Source organism: Haloactinopolyspora alba (assembly GCF_003014555.1).
Taxonomy (GTDB): Bacteria; Actinomycetota; Actinomycetes; order Jiangellales; family Jiangellaceae; genus Haloactinopolyspora; species Haloactinopolyspora alba.
The window spans coordinates 466,433-480,798 of sequence record NZ_PYGE01000001.1; the positions used below are offsets into that span (position 1 = coordinate 466,433).

A 14,366-nucleotide genomic window follows, 5' to 3' on the forward strand; every position below is an offset into this window, starting at 1 on the left:
GTCGGTTCGATCAAGTGGCGCGACCGGTAACCGTTCGACCGCCACGACCTCGCCGCCGCGCGTGCGCAGGTGCCCGGAGCGGCTGAAGCCCGGATGGTCGCGGTGTCACGGTCGGGCTTCGGCACGGCGGATCCGGACGTCTGCCTGGAACCCGCCGACCTCGTGTCGGTGTGGCGGCCGCGTGACCGCTGACCTTGCGCTCAGCGCAATCGTCACCGGACGATTCCGACGCGACGCCCGTGGCTCTTACGGGAGGCGCTCCCGGAGGGCACGCCAATCGTCCCAATGTGGCATCCGGGTGATCAGCTCGGCATGCGGCGCGAGCTGTTCGAGTGACCTGATGATGATCTTGGCCTCGCGCAGGTTCACCATGCCCTGGTGGCTGAGTTCCCTCCAGCGAGGCGCCTCGGACGCGGCCTGGTCGTAGCTGACGGGCAGCGCGGCAATAGTGCGCTCCGCGATCTCGTCCAGGTCGACGTGCGGCATGATCTTGTCTCTGCCGAACGTCGTCGCCAGCACGGACGCGACGCGGGCCTCACGCTCGATACTGACGATGTCTCGGATGAAGCCGGCCTCGGCCATCGCCCGGTTCAGTGCTGCGATTCCGCGCCACCACTCCATAGCAGCGTCGATGTCATCAGCTTCCTCGGCCGAGGTGAGCTCCCCTAGGCCGAAGTCGAGCACGCGGTGCGCTTCCTGTGTAAACGACTCCCGATCGGCGTAATCGAGCACATCCTGAGGAACACGAACCTCAGCCATACATCCGCTCCTGCCCCTCTTCAGCGAAATGAATCCCCGCATCAGCGAACGCCGCGAGACCGATGTCGAGCGTATGCGGGGGCGGCTCGTAATGACCGCTGTGGTTGTCGATCGCCAATCCAACGTAGCCGCTATCAGCGGACCCCGCCATGTTCGCCTCACCGGCCGCAATCACCGTGCCGCCCCCGGTAAGGACCGTATGGGCCAGGTCTTTCCTCGCTCCCTCGACGTGCTTGCGCATGACGTAGAGCTCTCCGTCAGACAAGACCGCCCATTTCACGTCGCCAGCATTGATCACCTCGTCGAACTCAGGATCGCCGACCTTCATTCGGCGCACCCCCAAGTTTTCGGCGCGCGCCAACTCGTCATCAAGGCTATCCGGGTCACGGTTCTCGAACTGCGGGAGCTGTGTGGCCAGCGACGAGGGCGCCAGACTGCCGTCGACCGGTGAACCAGTGGTACCGGAGCGGAGAAGATGCTGCAGATCGCCGATCTCTTGGTCGATGGCCTGGCTTACTTCGCCACCGGACTGCCGTACGCAATCGATCATGGCGAGACCAAGATGGCCGATCTCGTCGATCTCGCCGGTGAGGTTCACCGATCGCACCTCGCGCAGAGCACCGACGACAGCCTCGATCTCACCGGCCACGGACGATGCGACATCCTCGGCCTCACGACCGGAGGCATCGCGCAGCTCTTGCAAAGCGCGGACGGCCTCAGCCGTGGGTCGATCGGTCACCTGCGACCACCGTCCTCGTCCGCAGAAGCATGACGCCAGCGTAGGTGCCGCAACATGCCGCGTTGTGACACAGGTGCCAAGAGCCCGCACTCCGGCCTGTCGTGTGTGGCACCGCTGATCATCGGGACGAGTATCGACGGACTTCCGCACACGTTCGAAATACAGTTGTGCACAAGGTGGCGGGTACGAGCAACTGCCTGGGACCACGAAGAGACCAGGAGCGAGACACAGAGTGACCGACGGCGACACATGAGAACCTTCGGCGACTGGATGTCGTGGGACGACGCCCGCGACGCGCTGGCAGGAAGACTGTCCGCGGAGGATGTTGAGCGGCTGGACGCCGCCTACGCGTTCGCGACCGATCGGCATGCTGGCCAGACTCGGCCGGCCGGCGAGCCCTACACCTACCATCTGCTCGAGGTCGTCGAGATCCTCAGCACCGCACTGAACGTCACCGATGCCGACCTGCTCACGGCGGCTCTCCTCCACGACGTCGTCGAAGACACCCCCACCACGCGCACGGAGATCACGCAGCGCTTCGGCCCACGCGTCGCCGAACTCGTCGACCACGTCACCATGCCACCCACGCCACCCGGCGACGACCGCGCCGCGGCCCGGCACCGCTACCTCAGCCGACTACGGGACCTGCCTGCCGACGCGCTACGGTTGAAACTTGCCGATCGGTACAGCAACGTTCAACGCCTGCACACCCACCCGCGGCCGGCCAAGCAACGCGCGTATTACACCGAGACCTGCCACTACCTCGCGCCCCTCGCCGTGGTGGATTCACGGCTCGCGGATCTCTTCACCGAATGGCAACACGCTTACCAGCACCTCGCCCAGCCTCCGCCGAGTGCTGGCTCCGGACCCGCCGACAGATAGGACCTGACCGAGGCGACGTCCTTGGCATCCGAGCATGCCCACTGTCGAATTGATAGCGAATCCGCTATCGTAATCTCATGGTCGACTCGGCACGTCACGACAGCAGCACCGCAGCTGACCTGGTGCGTTCCGCACGTGCTCGCCGTGGCTTGAGCCAGCGCGAACTCGCTCGGCTGGCCGACGTTCCGCAGTCGACAGTCGCCAACATCGAGTCGGGTGGCCGGCAGCCGTCCGTCACCATGCTCGAACGCCTCCTCGCTGCTGCAGGTTTCCGCCTCGAGACCACGCTGACCAACACGATCCGCCCATCGGTTCTGCTCGAGCGGCGCCGCTCCGAAGTCGCTCGCGTCTTGACTCGCTATCCGATCGAAAAGGCGTGGGTGTTCGGCTCCGTCGCTCGGGGAGACGACAGGCCGGGCTCCGACTTGGACCTCCTGGTGGCCCTCACGGATGAGGCCCAGTTCGACGACTACGTCGACCTCGCCGACGAGATCGCCGCAGCTCTGGGGTGTCCTGTCGACGTCGTAACAACCAAGGAACTGGCGTCAAATGAGCTCCTCCAACGACGCGTCAATCGTGATCTGCGTCCACTGGAAGTAGCCGCCTGATGGACGAACACACCGCGGAACTGCTGCTCTACGTGGACGCCACCCTGGCCGAGATGGAGGAGCTCGCTTCCCGTGGACGAGCCAGCTACGACTCGGACATCGCCGTGGCGAGAGCGTGCCAGCACACCATCCTTGATACATCTGGCCCAGCCTGAGCGGGCAGTGCCACTCGCCAACGACATACCGCAACATCCCCTTCGCCTGCGCGCTCGCTACGCACCCGTCACGCGGCGGTGGACGTCGTCGCCGCCGATGGCACGCAACTGTTCCGGATCACCGACCACCACCAACGTGTCGCGCGCACGCGACAGACCGACGTAGAGCCGCTCCTTCGACCGCTCCCTCAACTCGGACTCGTTCAGCGCGAGAACGACGGCGCGGCGCTCCATCCCCTTGAAACCGAGGACGTGGCCGTAGAACACCTGATCGTCGTCCCAGAACGTCGCCCAGTACGCGTTCTGCCCCTCGGCCTGTCGGGCCACTTGCTCCGGGTTCCTGCTGCCGGTGGTCAACAGGGCAAGATCCTCGGGGCGCCAGCCAGCGTCGAGTAGGGCGTCCACCTCGTCGTCGGCCCGGTCCAGCGCCTCGGCCGATGGGCTCGGCACGAACCGCACGTTCGGCCCTTCGCTGCCCATCAACCGCATCGGCATCGGCGTGAGCGGGATGAACGTGTCCGCGATCTGCACCGTATTGCGGAGGTTGTGGTCGAGCACCAGCGGCACCAACGGAACCGGCGGACGCCCGTACCGCTGGAAGACGCGCTGGCCGTCGTCGGTGAACGCGTGGACGCCGCCGGACTCGTCGTCCCGCAACGCCGCGAGTAGCGCGGGCCACCACGATTCGGCGAAGTCCTGCGCCTCGGCCACGACGACGGCGTCGAATCGGTGCCCATCGGACAGTTCGGCCGCCAGGTCGACCATCTGGTTCGGCAGCCGACGCTCCCAGAAATCGGAGTCGTCGTCGGTCCCTGGCGCCGCACCCCACTGGACGCCGAGCGCGTGGAACTCGCCGACGTAGGCCGGACGGTGTCGCCGCGGCCACGCCGCCACCGTACGGCGGAGGAACTCCGCAAGACCGCGGCTGTAGCAGGTGAGCGCGACCTTCGCGCCGCCGCGGGCGAGCCTGCGCGTCTGTTCGAGGGCCAGCCACGTCTTGCCGCTGCCGGCGCCGCCACGGACCTCGACGCGGTGCAGCTTGCTGGTCGCTGCCAGGATGACCGCTTGGTCCTGGGTCAGCTGTTCTGCGACGTGCTCGCGTTCGGCCGCGAGCGCGACGACGTCACGCTGCGGCAGGTTGCGGCCCCGCAGGATACCGATGACCGTGTCGGCGTCGTCCGCCGTGAACACCCGGTTCGCGCTCTCTTGCCGCACCGGGACGTCCCACAGCCGGCCGGCCAGGTCGTGCAGGTCGCGTCGACCAGCGATCGACCAGCGAGGGCAGTCCGGCCGGGCGAAATCGTCGTCGACCTCGGTGTGTGGGACGACGAGCACATGCGCCCAGCGGAACCGGCCGCGCGATTGATCACGCCAACGGGGATCGGACTCGAGGTAGCGGCGCAGCGCGTACTTGGCCGAGCGCACCTGGTAGATCGGATCGATCCGGCGGCAGTGGCCGTTGGCGCTCGTCTGCCACCACGTCTCTCCGTCGTGCGTCACCGCCCCGCCCTTCACCTCGACCACGACGGCGCCGGAGCCAGGCATCAGGACGATCAGGTCGACCTCATGGTCCTTGAAGTCGTCCGTGACGCGAACGTTGGTCAACAGGACGTCTTCCGGGCGCAACTGGTCACGCAGGTGCTGCCAGACCGCTCGTTCGCTGGCGGTCGCGAACCGGGGCGCATCGGGAAGGCTCAGCGGCATCGGCGACCTCCCCTCTCACGCTGGCACTCGGTGGTTGGTCAGATCCACGTTGTACGCCAAACGCCGGACACAACGCGCCGGCGGCGGGCGCGCCTAGCCTCGCCTGCGTGCCGGTGAATCTGGATCAAGGATCGAGACCGCGAGGGCGACGCAGTGACCGAGACGAACCATGCGTGGATCTGGATCGGCCATGTGACCACTACGGACGGCGGTAGCGTCGCGGCGTTCGTCATAGATGAGCGAGGCTGCCCCGATGCCGACGCGACCTTCATGGCGGCCGCCGACGAACTGCGCCAGCTGGGCATGGCCCACAAGTTCAAGCACGTCCGGATCCGGCGCGACGAGCCGACGGAGCCGCTGCCCACCTGGACCGAATACCGCCAGAGCCTGACCGACAGCGACACATGAGAACCTTCGGCGACTGGAGATCGTGGGACGACGCCCCAGGCGTTGCCGAGCTCGTCGACCACGTCACCAAGCCGCCCACCGCACCGGGCGAGAACCGCGCCGCAGCCCGGCACCGCTACCTCAGCCGACTCCGCGACCTACCGGCCCGCGCTACAGCTGAAACTCGCCGATCGGTACAGCAACGTCCAACGCCTGCACACCCACCCCCGACCGGCCAAACAGCGCTCGTACTACACCGAAACCTGCCACTACCTCGTGCCCCTGACCGAGGTGGACACACGACTCGCGGCCCTCTTCACCGACTGGCAACACACCTACCAGCACCTCGATCTGCCAAATCCACTGAACACCGACCATTCACCAGTCGTCGGACAGTCCCGACTTCAGTCTGGGGTCCCTGCTAGAACCAGTGTTCGTGTCGAGTGACGAGCCACTCGACACGAACACGACTCGACGGCTCCCCGGACGATCGTACGAGTATCTCTACCGCAACATCCGCATCGAGTTTGGAGAAAGACAGTGCACTTGCCCGACTCGCTCAGCGCCGGATACGCACGGAACTTGCTCTACGTCGCTCACAAAGTACTACGCGAGACTGGAGCGACGAAAACAGCAACACTGCAGAGCGAGCTTCGGACTCGCAATTGGAAAAATCATTCGCTTAACGCATTGGAGCAACTCCTCGAGCAAGCAGACAGGTGGTTTTCGACAACGTCCGACGGATGGATTGCGCTCGCGTCGGACCTCCCCGTGGCAGTTGAACTCTACGTGGAGACCAAGACTCCCGTGGCCGACTCGGGGAAGCGGATATACGAGTCGCGTGGCGGCACGGTCTGCCATCGCGATCTATATTGCACTATGTTGTGGGACGGAAAGAAGAAGGCACTGGACGAAGGGCTGACCATCCAACCAGTCGATGAAAAACAAACGAGTAATCGTCGGGAATGCCAGGGCTGCGGCCGAAACCACGGAAGACCAACAGCATCGAACTACGGAGATCCATGGCAAAATTAGGTCTTCGAGTTCGCGAGCCATCGGCGGTTGGCGTTCGAACCTCCCAGGTGAATCTTCCACCGCCCTCCATCGTTGCGACCGCCCGATGGATTTATCTATGGAGTTCGACTTCACGTCGGCTTTCGCCAACTTCGCCCCGACACTGTCGAACATGATCGACTATTTGCTCACCCACGGCAGCGGCCAGCTCGGGCGGCACAGCGTTGCCGATGAGCCGACCGAGCGGAGCGAACTGCACCGGGGCACCTGGCGCGACGAAGTCGTAGTCCCGTGGAAAGCTCTGCAAAATCGCCGCTTCACGCAACGTGATCGCTCGATCTTGCTCCGGATGTCCGAACCTACCCGCACCGAAGTTGTGCGCCAACGTCGTGACAGTTGGTGACGGATCGTCCCAGGTCATGCGCGCATAGACGTTACGGTACGTCGAACCTCCCGCCTTGCGATGACACGGGGCGCGAAGCTCTTCAGGCCAGTCTTCCCACGTCCCACCCGGCGTCGATTGCCGAATGCGCTCGAGATTGAGTTTGCTGAGTGTCCGACCTTTGTGGAGCCGGTCGTTGGAATCAGCTTCCCCGTGCCGAACCGGAGGCAACTCGTTGATGTTCTGACGAACTGTCGGATACTCGTCCGGCCCCAAGGCGCCTTTCGGAACCACCAAGTCGCCGAGCAAAGATGCGACGAGCACCAACCGACGGCGATGTTGCGGCACCCCGTAAGCAGGGCAATAGCAAGACTCGAAATCCACGGAGTATCCGAGCTCGCGCAACTGTGCGACAAAATCTCGAAATATGGCCGTGCTGCCGATACGCGGCACGTTCTCCATCGTGACGACATCGGGCATCGTGCCTTCGACGAGACGTCGCATCTCCCCCACGAGCGACCACTGATCTTCGTGTGACGTGTCGGCACCCCGGCGATACGGCGAGAAGGGCTGGCACGGGGCGCATCCCGCGAGCACGCGGACAGCTCCTGCCGGCCACAAGTCGGCGAGCTCGTCGCTGTTCAGCTGACGCACGTCCCGTGAGTGGTACGGCGCACGAACGTTCGTCTCGAACGGGTACGCGCAGGCTGGATCGATGTCGATGCCGGCGGCGACGTGGACGCCAGCTTCTTGGAGCCCGTACGAGAGGCCACCTGCACCGCAGAACAGATCCACAGCAGAAACCGTGACAGGTCGAGCGGGCATGCCAAGACCATAGTCCACGACCATCGACCACGCGGTGTCGACACCCGCGACGAGCGCCGTCCGTCACAGAAGCGGATATCGCGGTCCGCGGTACGTCGCGGCCACTCGCGCCAACACGGTGGGCAAGATCGAGAGTTCGCGGAACGTCCGGTTGTGTCCTGGGTTGTCAGTACGTTGGTCCTCCGCACACACAGGAGGGGACGATGGTTGCGCGGATCACCCCAGCCGTGGTCGAAGAGCTGCGCACGATCATGGGCGGCCAGGAGGCAGGAAGAGCCCAAGAGCTCGTGTCCGAGTTCGTCGTCCGGCATCACCTCACCCACGAGGATGTCGACAAACTGTTGGCGGCACATGGACGCAGCAAGCGGAAAGACCAACGGGCGGTCAGGTCGGAAGCACTGGTGATCCCCGAACATCCTTCCGCGACAGACGACGCCGCCGAGTTCGACTCGATACAGCCCGACGATGCTGCAGAGCTGGACGCCGCGGACGATGGTCTGAGCTGGATGTGTGGCGACGATCCCGAGCCAACCCCCGAGCGTCCGGCCGACGACGTCGTGGGGAGCGCCGCGGACGACCTCCTGGGGGACTTGGCACGGTCAGGCGAGCTGACGCTGGCCGACGTGGCGACGCTCACCACCAAGCGGCAGTTCTCGGCCGAGCAACACACCGAGTTGTTGAACCTCTTGCGTGACACAGGCGTGGAGCTGGCTGAGCCCGCCGACGATCACGACGCCAGGACGCTCCGTCAGACCTCTGGCGCACTCCGCGACTCCACGGGAACGTACCTCCACGCCATCGGCCGATACGCGATGATCGACGCGACGCGCGAAGTCGAGCTGTGGTCGTTGATCACACGAGGAACCACCGCACAGAACACGCTGAAGTCCGAGAGCGCACGTGACTTGTCCGAAGACGAACGACGGCAGCTCGAGGCCGTCACGGAAGCGGGCAAACGGGCACACACCGACCTCGTCTGCGCCAACCTACGGCTCGTCGTGTCCATAGCCAAGGCCAGTCGCTACGTTTCCAGCGGCCTCGATCTCGCAGATCTCATCCAGTTCGGAAACATCGGCCTGATGCGAGCCGCCTACAAGTTCGACGGATCGAAGGGCTTCAAGTTCTCCACGTACGCAACGTGGTGGATCAGGCAGGCGATCGAGCGGGGTGTCGCCGACACCAGCAGAACCATCCGCGTGCCGGTCCACGCTCATGACCAGATCCGGGTCGTACGGCGAGCCGCTTCACAACTGACACGACGCTTCGACCGTGATCCTACGTCGACGGAGCTGGCCGATTCGACCGGCATGTCGCCGGAAAAGGTCCAGTGGGCACTCGACGTGATGAGGCCGCCACGGAGTCTGGACGAGCTCCTTGGCGACGAAGGAGACTTGCGCCTGTCGGACGTGTTGGCTCGAGAGGAGGACCGGGACGGACGCACCGATCCGGCGAGTGTCATGATCAACACCATGTTCGTCAGTGACGTGCGACGCACCCTTCAGGACGTCCTGTCGGACCGTGAACACCGGATTCTCGATCGTCGCTTCGGTCTCGGCACTGGCAACGAAGAAACCCTGGAACAGATCGCCGAAGACTTTGCCGTGACGCGGGAACGGATACGACAGATCCAGAACAAGGCTTTGAAGAAGCTTCAAGAGAACGAGCGGGTGGCAACCCTACGCTCGTATCTCTTCGACGACCCGGAGTCAGTCCGAGCCGACCACGAGGTTGAGGTACCAGCATGACGAGCCCTGCCCCGGACCAGTCCGCACGTGAGGCGTGCAACGCTTTCGTCGATTGGCTCGACAGTCGAGTGATTGCCGCCGGCCGCGGTGACGGCCTCGACCGACTGGAGGTCGCTCCGGCGAGCACGTTCTGGTTGGGTCGCCTCGCTACCGAGGACGAGGTCCGCCAAGGTGGGGACGACGACAGATCGGAACGACTGGACCCCTGTGCAATTGGCATCCGGCTACGTCCCGCGGACACCGCGCCGTGGTCGATCACGGCGACAGTGCAGGCGCGAGCCTGGGTCAAGGATTCGAAGAAGGACGGACCGGATCCACAGGGGCCGTGGCGGCGGAGTGACCTCGTCGAAGAGGTCGTCACAGTGCGAGTGGACACCGGTGGCGGCTCGTTCGGCTCTACGCAGCTCGAGAACGCGTTCGCCGCCGTCGGCGCCCCGGGGCTGTCCGCCGAGGTTCGGGTCGACGTCGAAGACTGGCACAAGCAGACCGAGATAGTCGTGGAGTTCGTCAACACGAGTCCCCGGAAACTGCCGGCGTTGGGTGACACTCATCTCTTCGAGACACAGCTCGAAGTGTCCGGGGTCGCGACGGCTTCCTTCCAGCTCGAGGCGTTGCCCGACAGCTTCCGGTACGACCGTGACGTCCACGCCTACGGAATCAACGTCGGCGTGGACGAGCCGTCGCCGGGTACGTTCCGTACGACCGACACGGTGAGCGTCCAAACCTACCGCCCGACGTACTGGCACGGGACGGAAACACAGCCAGACCTGTCTTTCGCGACGATGGCCGCCGATCCACTCCCCCAACTTCAGGCCCTCGTGGATGCCCTCGCCTCGTACGACGACGCGCACTGGTCCCCGTCGGTATTGGATGCGCGAGCTGCGGAGGAAAGCTGGCAGCCATCGATGCGAGCCGAGGCGGACCGGTCTGCCTCGGAAGTGTTCGCCGAACTCGAGCGGCTGCGCTCGGGGTTGGAACTGTTGCGGACTCGCGATGACGTCTTGCGAGCCTTCCAGCTGATGAACATGGCCATCGAACGCAGCTCCGAAGGACGCGGGTACGACGCGTGGCGCCCGTTCCAAGTCGGTTTCCTCCTGTCGACCATCGGCTTCCTCGTCGACCCCGAGAGGGAGGCGGACTACGTCGACACCGTCTGGTTCGCGACCGGCGGCGGAAAGACGGAGACGTACCTCGGGTTGCTGCTGACGGCGGCGTTTTTCGACCGCCTGACCGGCAAGACGATGGGCGTGACGGCCTGGTCCAGATTCCCGCTACGGCTGCTGAGCCTGCAGCAGACCCAGCGCTTCGCCGACGCTCTCGCGGGTGCCGAACTGGTGCGAAAAGAGGAAGGCGTAGGCGGCACGCAGTTCAGTCTCGGATTTCTCGTCGGACGCGCCGGCACTCCGAACAAGATCGTTCCGAAAACCGAGAAGGACGACGAGGTCACGCCAGACAGCCCGGGCATGCCAGACAAGTATCGGGTGCTGCTGCACTGCCCGTTCTGCGGTAGCGACAGCCTGCAGATGAGTTTCCATCGAGAACGGTGGAAACTCGAGCACCGCTGCTCCAATCAGGACTGCACCACGCATGGACAGGCACTTCCGATGTACGTCGTCGACCAGGAAGTGTTTCGGTTCCTCCCGACCGTGGTCGTGGGCACCCTGGACAAGGCGGCGTCGATCGGGCTGCAGCAAGCGATGCGCGGACTCGTCGGTCCGCCACAGAAGGTGTGCCCGGTATCGTGGCACGGCTTCACGTACGCCGAACGCTCTGCCGCGCCAAACGGCTGCTTGGTGCCCGGCTGCCAGGGCGGCAACGTCCTCAAGCCACTTCCCATCGACGCGAAACGGTTCGGCCCATCGTTGCGGTTGCAGGACGAGCTGCATCTGCTGCGAGACAGCCTCGGGGCGGTGGACTCGCACTACGAAAGCTTGCTCGACCACGTCCAATACGAACTGTGTGGGACCCGCGCCAAGATCGTGGCGAGCAGCGCCACACTGACCGGCTACGAACGCCAGATCGAGGTCCTGTACCAACGAAAGGGACGAGTCTTTCCACAGCCCGGGCCGTGGGCAGGTGAGTCGTTCTGGACTGCTCCGATCGAGGAACCCTTGCGCAAGTTCGTCGCCGTCGCGCCACGCGGCGTGACGTTGGAGCACGTGAGTGACCGCACCTTGGACACACTGCAACGATGCGTCCGGGAGTTGATGGAGGATCCGGCCAGGGTGTGTTCGGAAGCCGGTGTCGACCCCAGTCATCTCGGCACCCTGGTCAGCCTCTACGGCACCAACGTCGTCTACGGCACCACGCTCTACGACGTGGAAGCCGCTGGCCGGAGCCTGGGCAACAACAACACCGTGGAGAGCATCGAGGTCGAGCAGCTCACTGGCCAGACCGACTTCGACGACGTCCGTGCGGTTCTCGATCGGTTGGACAACCCCGAGGCCGAGTTCCACGAACGGATCCACGTGATCGCTGCCAGTTCGATGCTCTCGCACGGCGTCGACGTCGACCGGCTCAATACGATGGTGATGCTCGGGTTGCCACTGACCACGGCCGAGTTCATCCAGACGACGGCACGAGTCGGACGCAAGTTCCCCGGCCTCGTGTACGTGCTGCACAAGATCGGCCGTGAACGGGACGCGCAGACGTTCCGGCAGTTCGAGCAGTACGTGCGCCAAGGCGACCGGTTCGTCGACGCGATCCCGATCACACGGCGTAGCCGGCGAGTACTGGACCTCACCGTCGCCGGTGTGGTCAACGCGAGGACGCTGATGATTCGCGAGCCAGCCAGCAAACAACGGTTGAGCACGCCCGCGAAGCTGCGCGACTACGCCCGTGATTCCGGTCTGACGGCGACGGACGAGGCGGAGGCTGTCGGTGACGTCTTGGGCTTCGACGATGCCCAAGACACCGCCCACCGTGAGCAGATCGCGGAGTGGGTACAGGAGTGGTACGCCGAACTCCACGAGCCGACGAGCAAGGCCAAGTTCGTGACCGACGTCGGCCCTCGACCTCCGATGATGAGCCTCAGAGACGTCGAGGCCAGCGCTCCGATTCACGACTGACAGGCAGGAACCATGGCGATCATCGGCAAGCGCAGCGGAAGTCAGATCCTGCGGACCTTCCTCCCGGACCAGACGGTCGATCTGCTGGGTGCCATCTATCGGGTGACCGAGTGGTCCGGTCCGAGCCCGATCGAAGTCGACGTCGATCTGGTTCGTCGACACCTCCGCCACGAGGTGGTGGCCTGGGCGGCGAACGACAACGACAGCGGAATGAGCGACGATCTCTTCCGCGGCGCTCCAGTCGAGGTCGTGGAGCTCGACGACAATCGGGGCGTCCAGGTCGAGCGATATCCGCAGGTGTGGCGATGCGAAGCGTGCAAACGCATCGGGAAGACCAACGAGCGACCGTGCAAGTGTGGTCAGCGCCGCTGGGGGCAGTTGCATTTCGTCGGTATCCACGACTGTGGCGCCGTCACCGAACCGCGGGTCAAACGGTGCCCGGAGCACGACGACGTGCAGGTCGTCATACCCAAGAGCGCCAAGGCGGCGGACATCCGTTTCGTCTGTCCCGTCTGTGACAAGACGACGATGCAGGGCTTGGGCTTCAACCGCCCGTGCGTGTGTGGCAACGGGCCGGTGCGGTGGAACGTCCACAAGGCACGTACCGTCTACGTCCCGCGCGGCATGGTGCTGATCAACCCTCCGCGACCGGAGCACACGGAGGGTCTCCGGCTCGCCGGAGGGCCCCGTAAGGCTCTGCTCTGGGTAGTCGACGGATTGACCGCTACGAAGCCCGCCGAGTTGGCCGCGCGTCAGAACCGCAGCGAGTTCGTCGAGAAGTTGCTCGCGGACGGCATCGACCCGGTGTACGCCGAACGGATGGCCGACATGGCCGAACAAGGCGATCAGCTCGCGAAGCCCGGCGACCATCCGATCGACGCACTACCGACCGAACGTCGAGACAAGGCAGAGCACGAAGCCGTCGACATCGCCATGGCGCTCGCCGAGAGTCGCACACCCACGACTGCGTTGCACGGCGGCTCGCCGCACGACGCGCTGAACCGACGTTATCGAGAGAGTTACCCGGAGGCCCTCGCCCGAGCGGGTATCGACGGGGTGGACCTCGTCGACCGATTTCCCGTGCTGAACGCCATGTACGGATACACCCGCGGCGAAGACGACCCGTCGAAGTGCCGGCTGGTGCCGTTTCGACGGAAACGGGGTGGATATCGGCTTTACGGAAACCTGGCCGAGACGGAAGCCCTTCTCGTGCGCCTGGATCCGGTCCGCGTCGCGACGTGGCTGACCAACCGCGGCCACGACCTGCCCGGGTGGACGCCGGAAGACGCCGATCCGGTCGCAGCTCGTGTCGCCATCCTCCAGTCGGCGGACGTGCCTTCCAAACGTGACGACTCTTCCACGCACTCGGTCGGTGCGGACCTTCTCAAACTCGTCCACACGTATTCACACCGGTTCATTCGGCAGGCCGCCGTGTTCTCGGGTATCGAGCGGGACGCGCTGAGCGAATATCTGCTGACGACATCGTCGACGCGGAACACCGTTGCCCGCTCGACCCTGGGTGCAGTCGAGGCAGCGGCGCGTGCAGCGCCTGCGTGCACCTCGGTGAACCGTCCTGTCGGTTCTTCAACCGCTTCCTCGATCGCGGCGTGCTGTTCGACCAACGTGGCTTCCTACGTCTGACGACGAATGCGCAGTGACGACAGCCGACTCCGCCATTGCGCCTCGATCCGGTCGGCAGCGTCGATCACCCTCTCGTGCTCCCACACGTGCATCACGTACCAGCCCAGGTCCTCGAGGGCGGCGTCCTTGGCGCGATCACGCGAAACGTTGCGGTCGAGTTTCGCTTCCCACCAGTCACGGTTGTTGCGCGGCAGAGTGCCGTGCTCCGAGCAGCGATGCCAGAAGCAGCCGTCCACGAAAACGGCGATCTTCGCCTTGGTGAACGCGATGTCGGGACGGCCGGGCAGACCTCGATGGTGGACGCGGAACCGCAGACCACGACAGTGCAACTCGCTGCGCAGCGCCAGCTCCGGTTTCGTGTCGGTGCGGCGTTGCCGCTGCAACCGAGCCGACGTCGCTGGGCCGAGCGGAACCGGCGTGGACGTGGACTCTCGGCCCATGTGTCCAACCTATCCGA

Annotated in this window: 11 protein-coding genes and 1 pseudogene; 7 read left to right on the forward strand and 5 right to left on the reverse strand. The window is 64.9% G+C overall.

Translation table 11 applies throughout. The features are described from left to right. Positions 1-246: 246 nt before the first annotated feature. Both CLV30_RS02070 and CLV30_RS25835 read right to left on the reverse strand, forming a co-directional pair. Positions 247-759, reverse strand: coding sequence for a hypothetical protein (locus tag CLV30_RS02070; protein WP_129710822.1), 513 nt, complete (start codon positions 757-759; stop codon positions 247-249). Next, positions 752-1,498 carry a hypothetical protein gene (locus CLV30_RS25835; protein ID WP_129710823.1) on the reverse strand — a complete coding sequence of 249 codons (747 nt, stop codon included), beginning with the start codon at positions 1,496-1,498 and terminating at the stop codon, positions 752-754. The genes CLV30_RS02070 and CLV30_RS25835 overlap by 8 nt, the downstream gene beginning before the upstream one ends. 249 nt (positions 1,499-1,747) lie before the next feature. On the opposite strand from CLV30_RS25835, the gene CLV30_RS02085 reads away from it, so the two are divergent. The 3 genes from CLV30_RS02085 to CLV30_RS26205 all read left to right on the forward strand — a co-directional run bounded on the left by CLV30_RS02085 (position 1,748) and on the right by CLV30_RS26205 (position 3,143). Then, the gene (locus CLV30_RS02085; protein ID WP_165358409.1) at positions 1,748-2,380 is read left to right on the forward strand and encodes an HD domain-containing protein; all 633 of its coding nucleotides are present in this window, start codon (positions 1,748-1,750) and stop codon (positions 2,378-2,380) included. Positions 2,381-2,457: 77 nt separating this feature from the next. After that, positions 2,458-2,988, forward strand: a complete 531-nt coding sequence (locus tag CLV30_RS02090; protein ID WP_106535496.1) for a helix-turn-helix domain-containing protein — start codon at positions 2,458-2,460, stop codon at positions 2,986-2,988. Next, complete coding sequence (locus CLV30_RS26205) at positions 2,988-3,143, forward strand: hypothetical protein (protein WP_165358375.1); 156 nt, start codon at positions 2,988-2,990, stop codon at positions 3,141-3,143. The genes CLV30_RS02090 and CLV30_RS26205 overlap by 1 nt, the downstream gene beginning before the upstream one ends. Positions 3,144-3,200: 57 nt before the next feature. Here the strand turns inward: CLV30_RS26205 and CLV30_RS02095 are convergent, their stop codons facing one another. Next, the gene (locus tag CLV30_RS02095; protein WP_106535497.1) at positions 3,201-4,847 is read right to left on the reverse strand and encodes a nuclease-related domain-containing DEAD/DEAH box helicase; all 1,647 of its coding nucleotides are present in this window, start codon (positions 4,845-4,847) and stop codon (positions 3,201-3,203) included. Positions 4,848-5,000: 153 nt separating this feature from the next. Between CLV30_RS02095 and CLV30_RS02100 the strand changes: the two genes are divergently transcribed. Continuing rightward, entirely contained in the window at positions 5,001-5,255 is a 255-nt protein-coding gene (locus CLV30_RS02100) for a hypothetical protein (protein WP_106535498.1), read from the forward strand. Between the two features lie 1,105 nt (positions 5,256-6,360). On the opposite strand, the gene CLV30_RS02110 is transcribed toward CLV30_RS02100, so the two are convergent. Next, complete coding sequence (locus CLV30_RS02110) at positions 6,361-7,455, reverse strand: DNA cytosine methyltransferase (protein WP_106535638.1); 1,095 nt, start codon at positions 7,453-7,455, stop codon at positions 6,361-6,363. A 203-nt stretch (positions 7,456-7,658) separates the two neighbouring features. Between CLV30_RS02110 and CLV30_RS02115 the strand changes: the two genes are divergently transcribed. From CLV30_RS02115 to CLV30_RS02125, 3 genes and pseudogenes are all read left to right on the forward strand, one after another. Beyond that, the gene (locus tag CLV30_RS02115; RefSeq protein ID WP_205740384.1) at positions 7,659-9,200 is read left to right on the forward strand and encodes a sigma-70 family RNA polymerase sigma factor; all 1,542 of its coding nucleotides are present in this window, start codon (positions 7,659-7,661) and stop codon (positions 9,198-9,200) included. Then, the gene (locus tag CLV30_RS02120; RefSeq protein WP_106535500.1) at positions 9,197-12,268 is read left to right on the forward strand and encodes a helicase-related protein; all 3,072 of its coding nucleotides are present in this window, start codon (positions 9,197-9,199) and stop codon (positions 12,266-12,268) included. Before CLV30_RS02115 ends, CLV30_RS02120 begins: the two co-directional genes overlap by 4 nt. A gap of 12 nt (positions 12,269-12,280) precedes the next feature. Further along, positions 12,281-13,926 (forward strand): annotated as a pseudogene (locus CLV30_RS02125) (hypothetical protein). Here the strand turns inward: CLV30_RS02125 and CLV30_RS02130 are convergent. Next, complete coding sequence (locus CLV30_RS02130; RefSeq protein ID WP_106535501.1) at positions 13,900-14,349, reverse strand: very short patch repair endonuclease; 450 nt, start codon at positions 14,347-14,349, stop codon at positions 13,900-13,902. The pseudogene CLV30_RS02125 and the gene CLV30_RS02130 sit on opposite strands and share 27 nt — an antisense overlap. Between the last annotated feature and the right edge of the window lie 17 nt (positions 14,350-14,366).

Coding starts and splice junctions, on each gene's coding strand:
- CLV30_RS02115 (WP_205740384.1), top strand. CDS start 7,659: ATGGTTGCGCGGATCACCCCAGCCGTGGTCGAAGAGCTGCGCACGATC.
- CLV30_RS02095 (WP_106535497.1), bottom strand. CDS start 4,847: ATGCCGCTGAGCCTTCCCGATGCGCCCCGGTTCGCGACCGCCAGCGAA.
- CLV30_RS02130 (WP_106535501.1), bottom strand. CDS start 14,349: ATGGGCCGAGAGTCCACGTCCACGCCGGTTCCGCTCGGCCCAGCGACG.
- CLV30_RS02085 (WP_165358409.1), top strand. CDS start 1,748: ATGAGAACCTTCGGCGACTGGATGTCGTGGGACGACGCCCGCGACGCG.
- CLV30_RS02110 (WP_106535638.1), bottom strand. CDS start 7,455: ATGCCCGCTCGACCTGTCACGGTTTCTGCTGTGGATCTGTTCTGCGGT.
- CLV30_RS02070 (WP_129710822.1), bottom strand. CDS start 759: ATGGCTGAGGTTCGTGTTCCTCAGGATGTGCTCGATTACGCCGATCGG.
- CLV30_RS02120 (WP_106535500.1), top strand. CDS start 9,197: ATGACGAGCCCTGCCCCGGACCAGTCCGCACGTGAGGCGTGCAACGCT.
- CLV30_RS02090 (WP_106535496.1), top strand. CDS start 2,458: ATGGTCGACTCGGCACGTCACGACAGCAGCACCGCAGCTGACCTGGTG.
- CLV30_RS26205 (WP_165358375.1), top strand. CDS start 2,988: ATGGACGAACACACCGCGGAACTGCTGCTCTACGTGGACGCCACCCTG.